Origin of the sequence: Bradyrhizobium sp. 134 (genome assembly GCF_023074155.1) — a bacterium.
Classification (GTDB): Bacteria; Pseudomonadota; Alphaproteobacteria; order Rhizobiales; family Xanthobacteraceae; genus Bradyrhizobium.
Genome location: NZ_JADPKX010000087.1, coordinates 93,950 through 112,646, shown reverse-complemented (window position 1 = coordinate 112,646; position 18,697 = coordinate 93,950). Strand labels below are relative to the sequence as shown.

The following is an 18,697-nucleotide window of genomic DNA, read 5'->3' as shown; positions in this document are numbered from 1 at the left end:
TCGCGACGGGGCAATGACTGGCGGGCTCCGACTTTGGTGAGAGACTTCCCGCGACCGAACGTATCGGCGAGCGCATCTGCCTGGTCTCGCGTCTCAGAAACGTAACGCTTCGGCGGATCAGCCTCTTTGCTGAATTGTTCAGGGTTGCAGCCGTGAGAGCAGACGTTGCCGATCCTGATCGCGACGTCGCTGCTCCATGCGCATCCGTTCGAGTTCGCCTTCGGCTTTGGCTGTGTCCTCGTTCTGGCGCTTCATTTCAATGATCAGCGCCTCTTGCTCGGCGAGCCGCCGTTCTCCTTCGACGACCTCGCGTTCGATCTGGCTCAGCTCATCGTATATCGCCGTCGTGTACATCGCGATCCTCGCGCGGCCGTGCTGCAGAAGGCACGCCGGAGAGCAGTTTTCGCCTCTTCCAGGAGCTTGATCGGGCCGCTTGGTGCGGCCTTGACCGAAGCGCAAGGCGCATGACTTTCAACTCAATCAGCTTCTCGAACGTTCCGGCTGTTTCCATTTTTTCCCGAGCTTGGATCGGTCGATCGAGCGGCCGTGTTGTAATCATTTTGGCGGAAGCGGCTCACCTAACACGCGACTGCCTGGAACGGACCTCCTCGCGGCGACAATGCACTCGGCTCAGGGCTGCGCCTCAGTCAAGTTGCAAACAAGCGGTCGGCACAATATCGTCGATCGTCCGCCCGCATGTCTGACGTCCGATCTTTCAGGAGCCAACACTATGAATGTGGTCTCAGTGCCCGGCGGGATCCATCGCCCTCCAGGGAAGGTCGATATCCCGTCTGCCTGGCGGGGCGCTGAGATGAAAGCCAATCCCGATCGATGGTTGATATCGCTTGGGGCCGGCGAGATCGCGGAACTTGAGGGCGCGGCTGAAACGTATCTGGGCAAAAACAAAAGAATTGCCGAGATCACGAAGGAAAGCTTTCCGCTTCCCCGCTTTGGCGCGCATCTGGAAGAGCTTAAGACAACGCTCCTGGCTGGCCTTGGCTTCGAAGTGATCCGCGGCCTGCCGGTGGCAAAATATAACCAGGAGCTCGCCGCGACGATATTTTGTGGGGTGGGCGCGCATCTTGGATCGGCGCGGTCTCAGAATGCAGCGGGTCACATTCTCGGTCACGTCCGTGACACCGGCGCCGATGCGAAGGATCCGAACACCCGCATTTATCAAACCTCGGAACGGCAGACATTCCACACGGATTCGTCCGACGTGGTTGGATTGTTATGCATTCGCGAGGCGATGGAGGGAGGGGATTCTCTCCTTGTCAGTACGACGACAATCTACAACGAGATGTTTGACAGGCGTCCCGACCTTGCCACCCTCTTGTTTGATCCGATCGCGACAGACCGGCGAGGCGAGGTGCCGGAGAACGAAAAGCCATATCTTGAAATCCCGGTGCTGAATTGGCATGCGGGGTTCCTGACCGGGTTCTATCAGCGCCAGTATATCGATAGTGCGCAGCGCTTCCCCGATGCGCCGAGACTGACTCCGGCTCACGTCGAGGCGCTCGATCTCTTCGACACGCTCGCAAATGATCCCGGGCTGCATTTCGGCATGCGGCTTCAGCCGGGCGACATGCAGTTCGTTTACAATCATGCCTTGCTGCATGACCGGACCGGATTCCGTGATTGGCCCGATGCAGGCCAGAAGCGTCATCTATTGCGGCTCTGGCTCAGCATGGAAGGCGACCGGCCGCTGCCCGATTGTTTCAAACAGCGCTATGGCTCGATTGAGATTGGCAATCGGGGCGGCATTATTACCAAAGGTACCAGTTTGAACGTCCCGTTGGATTGACGTTCCGGATGGTTTGAACCGGAAGCCCAGACCCAACTTGGCCTCGCAAGCTCTAGCCGCATGAGCAGGCCGGACAATCCCTTCGACAGCGCCAAGCTGAAACTCTCAACGTGGCTCGACGCGACCAGGGCGAGTATCCATAAATGCCGCTTCTCGGCGTAAAGCGGACTTACGCATCACCCGAGCTACTTGAATGCCGCGGTCTCCGCCGGGGCGGGTGTACTTGGCCGCACGAATACAATGGTGGAGTTCACTGGAATTTCCGCGTTCTCGCGGGTGCCCTGGCCGATGAGAATGAGGCCTGCTCCACCATTGGCCACCGTTAGGATGACCGGTTCACCCGCCCATGTCCTGATCGGCTCCATCCCGATGATGAGAAACTCACCGATTGGCTGGTCCAAGTACTGAAGTCTCAGCTGCGGAGCGATTTCTGCGGGCGCAAGTCCGAAACCCAGCCGTTGCGCGCGCGCATAGATTTCGGTCAACGACGCTGTCTCGCCCTTGAAGCCGAGCTCCGCGGCCGAGACAGGGACGAGCTGTACGTCCGTTTTCTTGCCACTCAGAGTAAAAGCCGGCCGCGCAAGGACTTCAGCAGCGGCGCTTCCGACGTCGCAGCCCATTGCACTCATCGCCTTGCGAAGGGCGCGCATGTCCCTGAACGTCCCTATCGCAATCGTCTTCCACAGCCGAACATCGGCGGCCGAACTGACGGGAGTCTGCGATCGCTGCACCGGAGGAGCAGTCTTGAGGTCCAGGTGATTGCGCAGAACGTCCTGCGCGGTGCATTGAGCTTTGGCCTCGCTAGCGAAAGCGAGGATAAGCGCGCCACAGAGCAGCAGGGCAATAACGCCGACGTCGCGTTCTGTCGAACGATTCTGCCTCGCGATGTCTCGGTGCGAGGCGATGTAATCGATCTCGCCGCGCGTCGTGCCGATGTCCATGAGCTCCCTGTCGCTGAGGCCGCGCAGGGTCGCTTGTGCACGCCGGCGTCTACGGCGCTCCCGCCATGTGCTCAAGAATTGCTGGACGAGGCTGACAACGCGCTGCGTTGATCCGAAGGGCCGTCGCATCCATGCGGCGCCATAGATCACGCTCATCGCAATCTCCTTTGGCTTGCTTTTCACCGAGGGCTAAGGTGCCAATGCTCGGTCCGGCACGCTTGACGAGGGGCTTACATTTTTCTCACCGGCGGCTTATTCTTTGCGTCCAAGGCGGTGCGGGGGCGTTTCCGTGCGGCTGACGTCGGCCGATCCCGCGACGCTGGGCAAGGCACACTTGATATTCGGCTTACATTTTTCCGTTCGAAGGCCTATCCTCGCCGGACAATCGCTGCGGCGCTCTCGGAAGTAGAGGGCAAGCCTGGGGAATGGTGCCATGCGCTATTTCTTCGAGGACTGTGTGCTGGATACCGACCGGCGCGAGTTGCGGCGCGGGGCCGATGCCGTGCCTACGACGCCACAGGTACTTGATCTGCTCGGCTATTTGATCCGCAGCAGGGATCGCGTCGTCAGCAAGGATGATCTCATAAACGCGATTTGGAATGGTCGGATCGTGTCCGACGCGGCGCTGACGACCCGATTGAACGCGGTCCGACGCGCGATCGGCGACTCAGGCGTGCAACAACGTCTTATCAAGACATTTCCACGAAAGGGCTTTCGTTTCGTGGGCGCTGTCCACGATGACGAGCGATGTCCCGAAACTGCGGTGACATCAGGCGCCCTCGCAGAACCGGCGAATCTTGCGCGCGCAGCCGCGGAGGCAGCGGTTTTGGTCCCGGAGTTCTCCGAAAAAGTAGCTTTCAAATGGCGGTCCAAGAACTGGGTGCGTCACATCAGAGGCCCTCTGAAGTTCGTCGGCGGGACGCTGGCGTCGGTTGCTGCCATCGGTGCAATTGCCGGCGGCCTTGTCGGTTATTGGAATGTTTGGAAGACGCTCCGTACCGACGCGGTTCAGGAAGCTCGAGAGCTTCACGGACAGCCGATAGTCAGGCCCGAGATCGCGCATCGTCTCTCTCTCATCGTGTTGCCCTTCGCCAACCTCAACAACGATCCAGAGCAGGATCAACTTGCCGATGCCATCACGACAGATTTGACGACCGATCTTGCGCGAGCGCCCGCCACTTTCGTCATCGGACGCGAGGCCGCCCGCACCTACAAGAATAAGTCGATCGATCTGAAGCAGCTTGGAACGGATATCGGCACCCGCTGGGCGGTGCGCGGCGCGGTGAAGCGCAGCGGAGATCAGGTGCGGATCAGCGTATCGCTGACTGATCTTCAGACTGCGCACGACGTATGGTCCGACCGGTTCGACGGCGATCGGACAGATCTAGCCATCTTGCAGAAGAATATCACGGTGCGGCTCCTCTGTGTTGCGCACCTGCAGCTCCGCCAATACGAAGAAGCCATCGAACCGTGTAGCCGATCGCTAAATATCGGCGCGGGCCTTCAGGCTTACACAAGCTGATCTCGGCCTACGGCCGACGGGACAAATGGGAGTTGCCGTGACAGTGCTGGCTGCACCACTTAAGCGAGATACGATAATTACAGGCAGGGCGTTCCGAGGATGGCCTTCTGCTTCCAGGAATTCAGATGCTGAAAGTATCCGCCGAGGGACTCGGCCAGCAAAGTGTAACGGCCGTCAGTCCCTTGGTGACCGACAGGCGGCTGTCCCATGATTGAATTCCCTGCCAGACGCCTGCGAGCCGTCGGTTGCGAGCGCGCTGCGTCTTTCGGAATGTCCTGCTCCATTGTCGCCTCCGCCTTTTCGGTTCTGACAAGAAGATGAATCCGGACAGCGCCTCGTCGGCCGTTCTGCGCCATGCAGCGATGTCCGCTATCGCGCCTTTTTGGCGGAGAAGCGGACATCACGCGCGCCGGAGCTGTGCGCTCCGATCAAACTAGGACGTGGCCTCAGCCGCGCTTACTCCTCGTCTTCGTCATCATCCTCGTCTTCGTCGTCGAGCTCTTCCAGTCGATCGAGCACCGCGAGCGGCAGCGTCTCGCGAAACAGATCGCCTTCTGCGCCCATCCAGAGACAGATTACGTCGTCGCCCTTCACGTCAGCGACGGTGAGCGGCTGCCCGCCTGATTTCAGCATGACGATATCGCCGGCTTTTAGTTCCATGGATGGTCCTTTCGGTTGATTGACGGAGAAGCTAGCAAACCGGCATGACATGCCGATCACGGGCTACTTGGTCAGTGGATGTGTTGCGGTAGGGCGCATGCGCCGGCCGGGCTGCTGAAATCGATCAGAGAGCTTTAGGCCGGAGCGATCCCATCACGAGAGGCAACGGCGCCTGTTCGATGGGTGGCGCAAGGGCTCTTCCGTCCCGTGCGTCGCGACCATGACACCATGCGCCTGTTTTGCCCGACGGAGCAAATGATTTCGTCAGATCCGCAGTTTGCGTTTACCGCAAGTCCTTGATTCTGCTGCGGCCGTCTACTGTGCATGGGGTTGTTTTCAATGTTTTTGTTTGCGCACCCTGATTGCAGTCAGCCCGGCAGCAGTTCTGTCAGCGAGCGGATGATGCGGTCGGGCTTCACCGCCGAGCCTTCGGGCAGGCCGTCGCCATGTACGTCGATCCAGATCGCGTAGATGCCGAGACGCTGCGGCGTCACGACTTCCCATTCCAGATTGTCGCCGATCATCCATGTGTCTCTTGCGGTGACGCCGAGCGCGTCCATCGCGTGCAGATAGGCGCGCTCCTCGGGCTTGCCGAAGCCGTGCTCGCCCTCGATCTGGATGTGGTGAAAGCGATGCGCCAGCTCGAAGCGCTCGACCTTGGCGCGCTGGGTGTCGGCGGCGCCGTTGGTCACCAGCGCGAGCTTGATGCCGAGCGCCTTGAGCCTGTCGATGGCGTCATGCGCGCCGGGGAAGACGAACATCTCCTCCTCGCGATAGGCGGTGAAACGGTCGGCGAGACGAATGGCGAGGTCGTCGGGCAGGGCGCGATGACCGGCGGCCGCGAGCGCGGCGAAGCCGCCCTTGACGGTGAGATGCCGGGCCTCGGCGAGCTTCATCCGCCAGGAGGCGTCCGCATTGGCCCAGAAGTTTTTCGCGAACGCCAGGACGGTGCTTGCGACCAGTTGCGGCGGCAGCGGCGCGAGCTCCTCCGCGAACTCCGCTGTGATCGCGTTCCAGGCGATCTCGGGCCGCGCATAGGCCGACAGGATGGTGTCGTCCATGTCGATCAGCATGGCGCGCGGCAGCGGCCTCATTGCGGGCTTCATCGTCGTCATGGCCACTTCACCTCCGGCGGCAGCGACGACAGGATCGAATCCACATTGCCGCCGGTCTTGAGACCGAAGATGGTGCCGCGGTCGTAGAGCAGGTTGAACTCGACATAGCGGCCGCGCCGGATCAATTGCTCCTCGCGATCCTCCGCGGTCCAGCTCGTCGCGAAATTGCGCTGCACGATGTCGGGATAGATCTTCAGGAAGGCGCGGCCGACATCTTGCGTGAAGGCGAGGTCGGCGTCCCAGTCGCCGCTGTCATGCCAGTCGTAGAAGATGCCGCCGATGCCGCGCGCCTCTTTGCGATGCGGCAGGTGGAAATACTCGTCGCACCACTTCCTGTACTTGTCGTAATCGGCGATGCCGTTCGGCTGCGTGCAGGCCTGTTTCATTGCGGCGTGGAAGGCGATGCTGTCGGCATCGTCCTGCATGCGCCGGCGGTCGAGCACCGGCGTGAGATCGGCGCCGCCGCCGAACCAGGCTTTCGTGGTGACGACGAAGCGCGTGTTCATGTGCACCGCCGGCACGTGCGGGTTGCGCAGATGCGCGATCAGCGAGATGCCGGAGGCCCAGAATTTCGGGTCGTCCGCCGCACCGGGAATCTGCGCGCGAAACTCGGGCGCGAATTCGCCGTGCACGGTGGAGCAGTGCACGCCGACCTTCTCGAACAGGCGGCCGGACATCATCGACATCACGCCGCCGCCGCCGGCCGCGCCGGTATGATCGGTGCGCTGCCACGGCGTGCGTTTGAAGCGGCCCGGCTCGCCCGAATAAAGGCTTTGCGGGGCATCGTCCTCCAGCCGCTCGAAGCTCGCGCAGATGTCATCGCGCAGGGCTTCGAACCAGGCGCGTGCGCGCGTCTTGCGGTCTTCGATCAAACTCGGGTCCAATGTGGATGTCATTCTCTCAACCCTTGCGGACCGTAATAGGTGCAGCTCTCGTTGCAACTGTCGCGGTGGATGCTGACGCGGGTGAGCTTGCCGATAGGGGCTAGCCGCTCCCAGACGAAGCGCGAGAGGTTTTCCAGCGTCGGCGTGCCCAGCGCTTCGATCTTGTTGAGGTACTTGTGGTCCAGCGTCATGCGCACGTCCTCGATGGCGCGCTGGACCAGGCCGAGATCGACCACCATGCCGGTTTTGGGATCGGGCGTGCCGCGCAGCGTCACCTCGGCGCGAAAGGAGTGGCCGTGGATCTCTTCGCTATCCGCGCCGAACGTCGTTCCCGACAATGAGTGCGCCGCCTCGAAGCGAAACGATTTCGTCAATTCCCACATCTGTTGGAAAACCAATCCTATCTGATACCGAGCGACTTATGCGTCTGCACGCTGAGCCGCCATTGCGGATGATTGAGGCAATAGTCGATGGCGCCCGCGGTGTTTTGGGCGACCTCGGGCCCGTCCATCGGCTGCAGCGAGAAGCGCTCGAAGGCGAGATCCGCGAAGGTCTCCGGCATGGCGAGCGGCTGCGGATAGACCAGCTTCAGCTCGTGGCCGCGCCGGATCACAAGATCGCTGCCGCCCTTCGGGCTGACGCAGATCCAGTCGAGACCCTCGGGCGGGGCGATCGTGCCGTTGGTCTCGACCCCGATCTCGAAGCCGCGGGCATGGAGCGCGTCGACCAGCGCGGCATCGACCTGAAGCAGCGGCTCGCCGCCGGTGAGCACCACGTAACGGTTGTCGGTGGAGGCCGTCCATTGCGCCGCGATGGTGCCGGCGAGTTCCGCAGCCGAAGCATAGCGCCCGCCGAGCGTGCCGTCGGTGCCGACGAAATCGGTGTCGCAGAATTTGCAGGTGGCCTCGCTGCGGTCCGCCTCGCGCCCGCTCCAGAGATTGCAGCCGGCAAAACGGCAAAACACGGACGCGCGCCCGGCGTGGGCGCCTTCGCCTTGCAGTGTCAGGAAGATTTCCTTGACCGCGTAACTCAACCGTCTCTCCTCAACATATCAAACTTGCGGGTTCCGGAGCTGCCGCAGCGCTTCGCCTGCGGCCATCGCCGCGGTCATGGCGACATTGAGCGACCGCAGCCCCGGAGCGATCGGGATCACCAGCCGGGCGTCCGCCGCCTCGACCACCGCCTCGGTGACGCCGGCGCTCTCGCGCCCGAATAGCAGGATGTCCGCCGTCTGGTAACGGAAATCGCGGTAGTCGGTCGCCCCCTTGGTGGTGAACAGCAGCAGGCGGGCGCCCTGCGCCGCGCGCCATTGCTCGAATTTCGACCAGGAGTCGTGCCTGACGATGCTGACCTGATCGAGGTAGTCCATTCCCGCCCGGCGGAAATGCCGGTCGGAGACCGGGAAGCCCGCCGGTTCAATGATATGGGCGGCCACGCCCAGACAGGCGCAGAGCCTGAGAATCGTGCCGGTGTTCTGGGGGATGTCGGGTTGGAAAAGCGCTATCTGCATGGGCTGTGCCGGGTTCGGTGCGGGCCGGAAATGTCTCAATAAAACATCGCTGGCCGCGGAATTCGTGCATTGCACGCTCCCGCGCCGATAGCGGGCTTGCGCTCGCCCGGCAAGGGTGCCAATAGAACGATTCTGGACTGCTGTTTTCGCCTTGTTTTGGTGGGGGCACGTGAAGTTCTGCCGCCGCGGGGGGCCGCGGGCGCCGGCAGGCTGTTCTGGGGACCTTGGGGGCCCTTGGAGCGGTTCCGCCGGCTGCATAAGAAGAAAGGGTTGGAATCGTGACGACAGCGTCTTCGGCGGACCATCCGACACGCCGTGATTTCTTATTCGTTGCAACGGGGGCAGCTGCAGCAGTAGGGGGCGCAGCCGCGCTCTGGCCCTTCATTTCCCAAATGAATCCTGATGCGTCGACCATCGCCGCCGGTGCGCCGATCGAGGTCGATCTCAGCCCGGTCGCCGAGGGGCAGGACATCAAGGTGTTCTGGCGCGGCAAGCCGATCTATATCAGCCACCGCACCAAGAAGCAGATCGACGAAGCGCGCGCCGTCAACGTCGCGAGCCTGCCCGATCCGCAGTCCGACGAGGCCCGGGTCAAGTCCGGCCACGAGCAGTGGCTGGTTGTGATCGGCATCTGCACCCATCTCGGCTGCATCCCGATCGCCCATGAAGGCAATTACGACGGGTTCTTCTGCCCCTGCCATGGTTCGCAGTACGATTCGTCCGGCCGCATCCGCCAGGGGCCCGCGCCCGCGAACCTGCCGGTGCCGCCGTACCAGTTCGTTTCCGACACCAAAATCCAGATCGGCTGAGCCTCGGGCCCTCGTCCGAAGCTTCGCGCCGTCTCGTCGTACTATTTCCTCAGGATCGCATCATGAGCGGACCATCCGACTACCAGCCGAGCAATCCGGCCCTGCAATGGATCGAGCGACGTCTGCCGATCCTCGGCCTCATGCACTCCTCCTTCGTGGTCTATCCCACCCCGCGCAACCTGAACTATTGGTGGACCTTCGGCGCCATCCTCTCGTTCATGCTGGGGATCCAGATCCTGACCGGCGTGATCCTGGCGATGCACTACACGCCGCATGCCGACCTCGCCTTCAAATCGGTCGAGCTGCTGGTCCGTGACGTCAATTACGGCTGGCTGCTGCGCAACATGCATGCCGTCGGCGCCTCGATGTTCTTCGTCGCCGTCTATGTCCACATGCTGCGCGGCCTCTATTACGGCTCCTACAAGGAGCCGCGCGAGGTGCTATGGATCCTCGGCGTCATCATCTACCTGCTGATGATGGCGACGGGCTTCATGGGCTACGTGCTCCCCTGGGGCCAGATGAGCTTCTGGGGCGCCACCGTCATCACCAATCTGTTCTCCGCCATTCCCTATGTCGGCGAGAGCATCGTGACGCTCTTGTGGGGCGGCTATTCGGTCGGCAACCCGACGCTGAACCGCTTCTTCTCGCTGCACTACCTGCTGCCGTTCCTGATCGCGGGCGTCGTCGTGCTCCACGTCTGGGCGCTGCATGTCTCCGGCCAGAACAACCCTGATGGCGTCGAGCCCAAGACGGAGAAGGACACGGTTCCGTTCACGCCGCATGCGACCATCAAGGACATGTTTGGCGTGTCCTGCTTCATGCTGCTCTACGCCTGGTTCATCTTCTACATGCCGAATTACCTCGGTGACGCCGACAATTACATTCCGGCGAATCCGGGCGTGACGCCGCCGCACATCGTGCCGGAATGGTATTACCTGCCGTTCTACGCAATCCTGCGTTCGATCCCGAACAAGCTCGCGGGCGTGATCGGGATGTTCTCGGCGATCATCATCCTGTGCTTCCTGCCCTGGCTTGATGCTGCCAAGACCAAATCGTCGAAGTACCGTCCGCTGGCCAAGCAGTTCTTCTGGATCTTCGTCGCGGTCTGCATCCTGCTCGGCTATCTCGGCGCGCAGCCGCCGGAAGGTATCTACGTGATCGCCGGCCGGGTCCTGACGTTCTGCTACTTCGCCTACTTCCTGATCGTGCTGCCGCTGCTCTCGCGCATCGAGAAGCCGCGGCCGGTGCCGAACTCGATCTCGGATGCCGTCCTGGCTCAAACCGGGAGCAGGTCGACGCCGATGGTGTCGAGTGCGATCGTGCTTGCGCTGGCGGGCGCGTTGTTTGCGGGCTCAGCCGACAGCGCGCGTGCCTCCGAAGGCAGCGACAAGCCGCCGGGCAACAAATGGTCGTTCGCCGGTCCGTTCGGCAAGTACGACCGCGGTGCGCTCCAGCGCGGGCTGAAGGTCTACAAGGAAGTCTGCGCCAACTGCCACGGCCTGTCCTACGTCGCCTTCCGCAACCTCGCGGAAGCCGGTGGTCCCGGCTATTCGGTCGCGCAGGCTGCAGCCTTCGCCTCCGACTACAAGGTCAAGGACGGCCCGAACGACGCGGGTGACATGTTCGAGCGCGCGGGCCGGCCGGCGGATTATTTCCCCTCGCCATTCCCGAACGAGCAGGCCGCGCGTGCGGCGAACGGCGGCGCGGCGCCGCCGGATCTGTCGCTGATCACAAAGGCGCGCTCCTACGGCCGCGGCTTCCCGATGTTCATCGTCGACTTCTTCACCCAGTATCAGGAGCAGGGCCCGGACTACGTCTCGGCGCTGCTCCAGGGCTTTGAGGACAAGGCGCCCGAAGGCGTGACCATCCCGGAGGGGTCCTACTACAACAAGTATTTCCCGGGCCACGCCATCAAGATGCCGAAGCCGCTCAGCGATGGCCAGGTCACCTACGACGACGGCTCGCCGACCACGATCGCGCAATATTCCAAGGACGTCACCACGTTCCTGATGTGGACCGCCGAACCGCACATGGAAGCGCGCAAGCGCCTCGGTTTCCAGGTGTTCATCTTCCTGATCATCTTCGCCGGCCTGATGTACTTCACCAAGAAGAAGGTCTGGGCCGACTCGCACTGAGCGGCCCGAAGCGAGAATGAAGAGGCCCCCGCAAGGGGGCTTTTTTGTTGGGCACGAGAGTGTGTTGTCAGGCGCGATTGCCTATCGCCCGCGCAGCCGCCAAAATACCAGCAATCGCTTCCCCAGAAACTCGTCGGAGGACACCATGGGAACCGCCATCACCTTCAAGCGCCCGGACGGCAAGGACGCATCGGGCTATCTCGCCAATGCCGCGCGCGGCAACGCGCCGGGCGTGGTGGTCATCCAGGAATGGTGGGGGCTGTCGGACCAGATCAAGGGCCTGTGCGATCGCTTCGCGCTGGCCGGTTTCGATGCGCTGGCGCCCGATCTCTACAAGGGCAAGGTGGTGCCGTATCACGACACCGACGCCGCCGGCAAAGAAATGAACTCGCTCGATTTCATGGACGCTACCACGCAGACCGTGCGCGGCGCCACGCAATATCTGTCGCGCAACGGCGCCAAGGTCGGGCTGACAGGCTTCTGTCTCGGCGGTGCCGTCACCATCATCGGCGCGGTGCACGTGCCGGAGCTCGCGGCCGGCGTCGTGTTCTACGGCATTCCGCCGGAGCAGGCCGCCAAGCCCGCCGACGTCAAGATCCCGCTCCAGGCCCATTTCGCCAACAAGGACGATTGGTGCACGCCGGAACTGGTCAACGGCTTCGAAAACGCTATGAAGGCCGCCGGCAAGTCGCTGGAGCTGTTCCGCTATGACGCCGAGCACGCCTTCGTCAACGAGCAACGCCAGGCCGTCCACGACCGCGAAGCCGCCGAGCTCGCCTGGGGCAGGGCGACGGAGTTTTTTAGGAAGCATCTGGGGTAGGCGCGCTGGCGGCGCCACAATTTTAGTGTCGTCCCGGCGAAGGCTGGGACCCATAACCTGAGGGAGAGGTTATGGTGCGAGCTTGTAACCACGAGTCTTCGTCAAATTACTTCCGGTGGCTATGGGTCCCGGCCTTCACCGGGACGACGGCGGAGATTGACGTACGGCTACCGCTCCGGGCCCACCCTTGACGCCGTCCCCGCGCCATGGTGAGTATCCGCCCTATGAGCACCGCCGTCCGACCATCCCGTCTTTGGTGGCGCACCTCCTAAGAGGTGGCCGGTGCGATTTATTCTCCCAAAATCGTCTGAGGTCGCCCACGCAGTGCGGCGGCCTGATCGTTTGTCCTGTGTGGCGTTCCCTCGACAAGTTTCGTAAGAGGACCCCATGAACAGGACCGTCTTTGCCCTTCCGCCTCGAAGCGACTACGTGACCCGCGCAGGGCTTGCGATCGCGCGCGTGGCGGAACAGTTTTCCGGCGGCGCCAACCGGCTCGACGATCTCGTCAGCCTGCTCGACCGCCGCCGCGGCGTGGTGCTGTCGTCGGGCACGACCGTGCCCGGCCGCTACGAGAGTTTTGACCTCGGCTTCTCCGACCCGCCGCTCAAGCTCGAGACCACCGGCGTCAATTTCAAGCTGGAAGCACTGAACGCGCGCGGGGAGGTGCTGATCGCCTTCTTCGCTGACGTCTTGCGCGAACCCTGCGTCGTGATCTCAGAGACGACGCCCACGCGCCTTGCTGGTCATATCATTCGCGGCGAAGCCCCGATCGACGAAGACCAGCGCACGCGGCGCGCCAGCGTGATGTCGCTGGTGCGCGATCTCGTCGCCGCGTTCTCCGCCAATGACGACGGGGTGCTCGGCCTGTTCGGCGCCTTCGCCTACGACCTCGTGTTCCAGATCGAGGATCTCGTGCAGAAGCGCGCGCGCGAGAGCGACCAGCGCGACATCGTGCTCTACGTCCCCGACCGCCTGCTCGCCTATGACCGCGCCACCGGCCGCGGCGTCGTGCTCACTTACGATTTCGCGTGGAAAGGCAAGTCCACCGCGGGCCTCCCGCATGAGACCGCCGAGAGCCCCTACCTCAAGACACCGCGCCAGGGTTTTGCCGATCACGCGCCCGGCGAATATCAGGCCACAGTCGAGACCGCGCGCGCCGCCTTTGCGCGTGGTGATCTGTTCGAGGCGGTGCCGGGGCAGCTCTTCGCCGAGCCCTGCGACCGCTCGCCTGCCGAAGTGTTCCAGCGGCTCTGCGTCATCAACCCGTCGCCGTACGGTGCGCTGATGAATCTCGGCGAGGGCGAATTTCTCGTCTCGGCTTCTCCGGAAATGTTCGTGCGCTCGGACGGACGCCGGGTCGAGACCTGCCCGATCTCGGGGACGATCGCGCGCGGTACCGATGCGATCGGCGATGCCGAGCAGATCCGCCAGCTCCTGAACTCCGAGAAGGACGAGTTCGAGCTCAACATGTGCACCGACGTCGACCGCAACGACAAGGCACGCGTCTGCGTCCCCGGCACGATCAAGGTGCTGGCGCGCCGGCAGATCGAGACCTATTCAAAACTCTTCCACACCGTCGACCATGTCGAAGGCATGCTGCGTCCCGGCTTCGATGCGCTCGATGCGTTCCTCACGCATGCCTGGGCCGTCACCGTCACCGGCGCACCAAAACTCTGGGCGATGCAGTTCGTCGAGGATCACGAGCGCTCGCCGCGCCGCTGGTATGCCGGCGCGATCGGAGCGGTGAATTTCGACGGCAGCATCAACACCGGCCTCACCATCCGCACCATCCGGATGAAGGAGGGCCTCGCGGAAGTGCGCGTCGGCGCCACCTGTTTGTTCGACTCCGATCCCGCCGCCGAGGACCGCGAATGCCAGGTCAAGGCCGCGGCCCTGTTCCAGGCGCTGCGCGGCGATCCGCCAAAGCCGCTGTCGGCCTTCGCGCCCGATGCCACCGGAAGCGGCAAGCGGGTACTGCTGATCGACCATGACGACAGCTTTGTGCATATGCTGGCCGATTATTTTCGCCAGGTCGGCGCCGATGTCACCGTAGTTCGCCATGTGCATGCGCTCGACATGCTCAAGCAGAAGCGGTGGGATTTGCTCGTGCTGTCGCCCGGGCCCGGCAGGCCTGAGGATTTCGGCATCAAGAAGACCATCGACGCGGCACTGGAGAACAAGCTGCCGGTGTTCGGCGTCTGCCTCGGCGTCCAGGCGATCGGCGAGTATTTCGGCGGCGAGCTCGGGCAGCTCACGCATCCCGCCCACGGCCGGCCCTCGCGGGTGCAGGTGCGCGGCGGGCGGCTGATGCGCAATCTGCCGAACGAGATCGTGATCGGCCGCTATCACTCGCTCTATGTCGAGCGCGACAGCATGCCGGAGGTGCTATCCGTCACCGCCAGCACCGAGGACGGCGTCGCGATGGCGCTCGAGCACAAGACCCTGCCGGTCGCCGGTGTGCAATTCCATCCGGAATCGCTGATGTCGCTCAGCGGCGAGGTGGGCTTACGAATTGTCGAGAACGCGTTCCGTTTGGATGCGCGCGCTGATTGAGAGGCACCATGACTTTTGACCACGATCTGAAGGCGAGCGTCCGCACCATCCCGGACTACCCCAAACCCGGGATCTTGTTCCGCGACATCACCACCCTGCTCGCGGATGCGCGTGCGTTCCGCCGCGCGGTCGACGAACTCGTCAATCCCTGGGCCGGCAACAAGATCGACAAGGTCGCCGGCATGGAAGCGCGCGGCTTCATCATCGGCGGCGCGGTGGCGCACCAGGTTTCGGCCGGCTTCGTGCCGATCCGGAAAAAGGGCAAGCTGCCGCACACCACCGTGCGGATCGCTTACTCTCTCGAATACGGCATCGACGAGATGGAGATGCATGTCGACGCCATCCAGCCCGGCGAGCGCGTGATCCTGGTCGACGACCTCATCGCCACCGGCGGCACCGCGGAAGGCGCGGTGAAATTGCTGCGCCAGATCGGCGCCAATGTGGTCGCCGCCTGCTTCATCATCGACCTGCCGGATCTCGGCGGCGCCGCCAAGCTCCGAGCGATGGACGTGCCGGTGCGCACGCTGATGACGTTCGAGGGGCACTGAGCGGCAACCGCGCCGCTGGTGACGTTCAGATCGGCTCGGCCTTTAGCTCCGACAGCCAATGCAGCATGCGCTCTTTGAGCAGCGCATTCCTGACATAGGCAGTCTCCTCATCCTCCAGACGCTCACATTCACCAAACGTCAGGCCTGTCTCGCCATGGGCGTTCCACGCAGCCTGGAGGCGACGACAGGTGTGGCTACCCTGGCGCAGAGAGAACCAGATGCGGTTCTGGATGGTCTCGAGGTTCGGGGCTTGACTGACCCAAGCCTCGCCCGAGGCCGTGCAGCGGACGACGTAGATGCCCGCAACGGTCTTCCGGTCCTTGTAGGCAGCGATCGCTGCTTTCCGGTCTATGGTCACGGTGAAAGGGCCTTGCTGAGGAACGCTGGTACGTAAACTCCAGTAACCGAAGGGCCGCTCGACGTCAATATTATCCGGGTAAAATATTCAGGATCGTTGCAGGATCAGGCTGAGCTCGAGCTCGCGGAAGGCGAGATAATTGCGCCGGGTCCACTGGTGCAGCTCGGTCGAAGCATCCTTCTCATGGCGCAGGTAGCCGGTGAAGGAGAAGTTCAGGCGGCCGATATAGGTCTTCAGGAAGCCGGGCAACGCCGGCAGGCGCAGCAGCCGGCCGCCGGCCATCGCTTCCGGCAGCTCGCCGCGCACGATGTGCTCGTTGTCCACCGTGATCAGATTGATCCGCGGGATCTGTTCGCGCAGCATCTCGTGGGCGCGAGCCGAGACGCGGTCGGTGTCGGCGACGAACAGGATCATCGGCGCGACGTGGCGGCGCGCCGCCTCTTTCAAAAGGCCGATCTCCTCCGTCATCTTGAAGAACTCGTCAAAGGCGTGGAAGCCGAGGTCGATCACCTTGGCAACCCCGTCATCGACGATGACGCGATCCATCAGCTGCATCTTGCCATAGGTGTCGATCACGTCGGCGGTCTCCGTGATCTTCGGCAGATAGTCGAGCAGCGACGGCTCCTTCAGGTTGACGTCGAAGGCCACGACGTTGCCGTTCTTGAGCAGCAAAAATTCGCTCAAAAGCCGCGCCAGCAGGGTCTTGCCGACCTGCGGGCGGGGCGAACAAATGATGTAGAGGGGCGTCGCGGGCATCGATAGCTATATCAGTCGAACTTGGCGACCAATCCAGCCGTATCCGCCCGGCTTGCGCAACTATTTTTCGCTGTTGCGGCTCCCGGATTTCGTCGAGCCGACGATATCGGTCAGCCGGATCCGGTCGAATTCGCTCCAGACGTTCGCAAGCCAATGCCGGACATAGCCGCGCAGCACGAACGAATAGTTCGCTGCCTCGTCGTTGATGCCCTTGTTGGCGACGAATTTCAGGAACGGGACGGAGGACACCTCGACCTGCTCATAGGCCATTTCGTTGAGCTTGGGGATGGTCAGCTCGGTCGCGTCCTTGATGCGGTTGAAATACGACTGGTAAGTCGCCTGGTCCCACTGGAAGAACTGGGTATCGTTGATGAAGTTCTTGACTAGGAAATATTTCGCGCCCCCCATGAAGCCTGCGGTCTCGGCGATTTCGTCCAGAGAGGCGATCGAGGGTCCGAGGATGTGGAACACGGCAAAGGTGATCTGGCCGGCCTTGGCGGCGTCGAGGAAACCGATGTCGCGCAAGGAGGCGAGCGCCGGCGAGAGCAGGCCGGCGCGGACGTCGATCACGGTAACCGACGGGCTCGTCGCGTTGAGCGTATCGAAGATCTTCATCTGGTCCGACGTCGTCGTCATGTCGACGATCTCGGTGATGTCAGGGTGGAAGCGCTTCAGGGTTCCGCGCGGCGACTCGGTGTCGAAGGCGCGCGTCGGCACGTTGTTGGCGGAAAAATAATCGAGCAGGGTGCGCGACACGGTGGTCTTGCCGACCCCGCCCTTGTCTGCGCCCACCACAACCACTGCCGGCTTTGCCATTGCTGTCCCCTAACGCGCCCCCCGATCGCGAAGTCGCAATCGGCCGGGCCCCAAATCGATGTCGCAAAGATGTCCCAAGTCTGCTGTTGGGCGCGAACATGGCAGAAACAAGGGAGAATTCAATTCCGCAGGCCCCAGTTACGGCAATTCCCGAGGTTTTTCCCAATCGCGACGAAACCCGCCGCGCATGGCGTCAAATCACGCTCAATGGCGGCCCCAAGGACCCATAGGATTTCCTGTGGGATTGCCCAAGGAATTACCTCTCGGGTTGCTGCTGGCGGTTCCGGCTGAGCTGGGTGCGGGCACCGGCGGCGGATTGGCCGCGCCGCCAGCGTCATTCCAGGGACCCTGCCGCAGCGGCGCTGGGGCGTCCTGCCGGTCGGCTTGCGCGTCTGGCTCCTCGGCCTCGTCGGCGGGAGGCGGCAGCGGGCCGGGATCATGGCCGCCGGCGAACTTGACCAGCGCATCGACCCGGGACTGCACTGAAGGGTGGGTCGCGAACAAATCGGCAAACCCCTCGCGCGGATTGTCGACGCAGAGCTCCATCACTGCCGAGGTTGCGCCCGGTAGTTCGCCGCGGTTCTCGATCTTGCGCAGTGCCGAGATCATGGCGTCCGGGTTTTTCGTCAGCTCGACGGAGCCCGCGTCCGCGAGATATTCGCGCGAGCGCGACAGCGCGAGCTTCACCACCTGCGACAACAGCCAGGCCACCACGATCAGCACGACCGCGATGATGATGACGATCACCGCACCGCCCCCCGAACTCTTGCTGTCGCTCGGCGACGAGGACGATCGTGACGACGAGGAGGAGCCCGACGACCACGAGCCGCCGGAGCCCCAGCTGAAATTCGTGAACAGGCGGAAGAACAGTTCGCCGAAGAACCCGACCACACCCGCGATGATGACGGCGACCACCATGAGCTGCACGTCGCCGTTCTTGATGTGGGTCAGCTCATGGCCCAGCACCGCCTCGATCTCCTTGTCATCAAGCGCATTGAGAAGACCGGTGGTGACGGTGACCGAATATTGCCGCGGGTTGAGGCCGGTCGCGAACGCGTTCAGCGCCGGGCTCTCCATGATCTTCAGCTTCGGCATCGTGATGCCGCGCGAGATGCAGAGATTTTCGAGCAGATTATAGAGCCGAGGCTGTTGCTGCCGGGTGACGTCGTGGCCTCCGGTCACCGCATCGATCATCGACTGGTGGAAGAAATAGGCGATCACGATCCAGGCCGCTGCCACGACGGTCGCAACCGGTGCGGCGACTTTCAGATCATAGAAGGCGCGTCTCAGATAATGGACCACTGTCTCGTCGCCGTTGATGACGACTTCGGCGATCAGCGCGCCGGCATAGACCAGCACATAGACCAGCGCGAACAGGCCGGCGAGCAGCAGCATCGAACGAAACTTGTTCGAGGCGATGTGCGTGTAGAGACCATACGCGGCCATGACGCGATGCCCTGCCGGCC

The 18,697-nt window shown here is 62.8% G+C and carries 19 protein-coding genes; 8 read left to right on the top strand and 11 right to left on the bottom strand.

What is annotated here, in order from left to right; translation table 11 throughout:
• Positions 1-165 precede the first annotated feature (165 nt).
• Together IVA75_RS39530 and IVA75_RS39525 are read left to right on the top strand one after the other, a co-directional pair.
• Positions 166-468 (top strand): hypothetical protein, encoded by a 303-nt coding sequence (locus IVA75_RS39530; RefSeq protein WP_247357033.1) that lies wholly within the window; start codon positions 166-168, stop codon positions 466-468.
• A gap of 262 nt (positions 469-730) precedes the next feature.
• The gene (locus tag IVA75_RS39525) at positions 731-1,804 is read left to right on the top strand and encodes a TauD/TfdA family dioxygenase (protein WP_346658467.1); all 1,074 of its coding nucleotides are present in this window, start codon (positions 731-733) and stop codon (positions 1,802-1,804) included.
• Between the two features lie 185 nt (positions 1,805-1,989).
• On the opposite strand, the gene IVA75_RS39520 is transcribed toward IVA75_RS39525, so the two are convergent.
• On the bottom strand, positions 1,990-2,901 hold the full coding sequence (locus tag IVA75_RS39520) for a DUF1127 domain-containing protein (RefSeq protein WP_247291261.1): 912 nt from the start codon (positions 2,899-2,901) through the stop codon (positions 1,990-1,992).
• Between the two features lie 277 nt (positions 2,902-3,178).
• On the opposite strand from IVA75_RS39520, the gene IVA75_RS39515 reads away from it, so the two are divergent.
• Positions 3,179-4,267, top strand: coding sequence for a winged helix-turn-helix domain-containing protein (locus IVA75_RS39515; RefSeq protein WP_247291259.1), 1,089 nt, complete (start codon positions 3,179-3,181; stop codon positions 4,265-4,267).
• A 456-nt stretch (positions 4,268-4,723) separates the two neighbouring features.
• On the opposite strand, the gene IVA75_RS39510 is transcribed toward IVA75_RS39515, so the two are convergent.
• The 6 genes from IVA75_RS39510 to IVA75_RS39485 form a co-directional block, all read right to left on the bottom strand.
• Positions 4,724-4,927 (bottom strand): DUF2158 domain-containing protein, encoded by a 204-nt coding sequence (locus tag IVA75_RS39510; protein WP_027516401.1) that lies wholly within the window; start codon positions 4,925-4,927, stop codon positions 4,724-4,726.
• Between the two features lie 368 nt (positions 4,928-5,295).
• Entirely contained in the window at positions 5,296-6,042 is a 747-nt protein-coding gene (locus IVA75_RS39505) for an HAD family hydrolase (protein ID WP_247291257.1), read from the bottom strand.
• Positions 6,039-6,938: an oxygen-dependent coproporphyrinogen oxidase gene (gene hemF, locus IVA75_RS39500; RefSeq protein WP_247291255.1), complete on the bottom strand. Its 900-nt coding sequence runs from the start codon at positions 6,936-6,938 to the stop codon at positions 6,039-6,041. The genes IVA75_RS39505 and hemF overlap by 4 nt, the downstream gene beginning before the upstream one ends.
• On the bottom strand, positions 6,935-7,309 hold the full coding sequence (locus IVA75_RS39495) for a 6-carboxytetrahydropterin synthase (RefSeq protein WP_027568574.1): 375 nt from the start codon (positions 7,307-7,309) through the stop codon (positions 6,935-6,937). Before IVA75_RS39495 ends, hemF begins: the two co-directional genes overlap by 4 nt.
• 17 nt (positions 7,310-7,326) lie before the next feature.
• Positions 7,327-7,959, bottom strand: coding sequence for a 7-carboxy-7-deazaguanine synthase (gene queE, locus IVA75_RS39490; RefSeq protein ID WP_247291253.1), 633 nt, complete (start codon positions 7,957-7,959; stop codon positions 7,327-7,329).
• A gap of 18 nt (positions 7,960-7,977) precedes the next feature.
• Positions 7,978-8,436, bottom strand: a complete 459-nt coding sequence (locus tag IVA75_RS39485; RefSeq protein WP_007595044.1) for a tRNA (cytidine(34)-2'-O)-methyltransferase — start codon at positions 8,434-8,436, stop codon at positions 7,978-7,980.
• Positions 8,437-8,714: 278 nt separating this feature from the next.
• Between IVA75_RS39485 and petA the strand changes: the two genes are divergently transcribed.
• The 5 genes from petA (at position 8,715) to IVA75_RS39460 (ending at position 15,301) form a co-directional block, all read left to right on the top strand.
• Positions 8,715-9,245, top strand: a complete 531-nt coding sequence (petA, locus tag IVA75_RS39480; protein ID WP_026232845.1) for a ubiquinol-cytochrome c reductase iron-sulfur subunit — start codon at positions 8,715-8,717, stop codon at positions 9,243-9,245.
• A gap of 62 nt (positions 9,246-9,307) precedes the next feature.
• On the top strand, positions 9,308-11,380 hold the full coding sequence (gene fbcH / locus IVA75_RS39475; protein ID WP_247291251.1) for a cytochrome b/c1: 2,073 nt from the start codon (positions 9,308-9,310) through the stop codon (positions 11,378-11,380).
• Positions 11,381-11,525: 145 nt separating this feature from the next.
• Positions 11,526-12,200: a dienelactone hydrolase family protein gene (locus IVA75_RS39470; RefSeq protein ID WP_027568578.1), complete on the top strand. Its 675-nt coding sequence runs from the start codon at positions 11,526-11,528 to the stop codon at positions 12,198-12,200.
• A 387-nt stretch (positions 12,201-12,587) separates the two neighbouring features.
• A complete protein-coding gene (locus IVA75_RS39465; protein ID WP_247291249.1) occupies positions 12,588-14,753 on the top strand; it encodes an anthranilate synthase component I in 2,166 nt (721 codons plus the stop codon).
• An 8-nt stretch (positions 14,754-14,761) separates the two neighbouring features.
• On the top strand, positions 14,762-15,301 hold the full coding sequence (locus tag IVA75_RS39460; protein WP_007595035.1) for an adenine phosphoribosyltransferase: 540 nt from the start codon (positions 14,762-14,764) through the stop codon (positions 15,299-15,301).
• Between the two features lie 25 nt (positions 15,302-15,326).
• Here IVA75_RS39460 and IVA75_RS39455 read toward each other — a convergent pair whose 3' ends face one another.
• The 4 genes from IVA75_RS39455 to IVA75_RS39440 all read right to left on the bottom strand — a co-directional run bounded on the left by IVA75_RS39455 (position 15,327) and on the right by IVA75_RS39440 (position 18,677).
• Positions 15,327-15,659: a GIY-YIG nuclease family protein gene (locus IVA75_RS39455; RefSeq protein ID WP_027568580.1), complete on the bottom strand. Its 333-nt coding sequence runs from the start codon at positions 15,657-15,659 to the stop codon at positions 15,327-15,329.
• Positions 15,660-15,746: 87 nt separating this feature from the next.
• Positions 15,747-16,415, bottom strand: a complete 669-nt coding sequence (locus tag IVA75_RS39450) for a hypothetical protein (protein WP_027568581.1) — start codon at positions 16,413-16,415, stop codon at positions 15,747-15,749.
• Positions 16,416-16,475: 60 nt separating this feature from the next.
• Positions 16,476-17,231 (bottom strand): hypothetical protein, encoded by a 756-nt coding sequence (locus IVA75_RS39445; RefSeq protein WP_027516412.1) that lies wholly within the window; start codon positions 17,229-17,231, stop codon positions 16,476-16,478.
• A 204-nt stretch (positions 17,232-17,435) separates the two neighbouring features.
• Positions 17,436-18,677, bottom strand: coding sequence for a M48 family metallopeptidase (locus IVA75_RS39440; RefSeq protein WP_247291247.1), 1,242 nt, complete (start codon positions 18,675-18,677; stop codon positions 17,436-17,438).
• Positions 18,678-18,697: the final 20 nt, after the last annotated feature.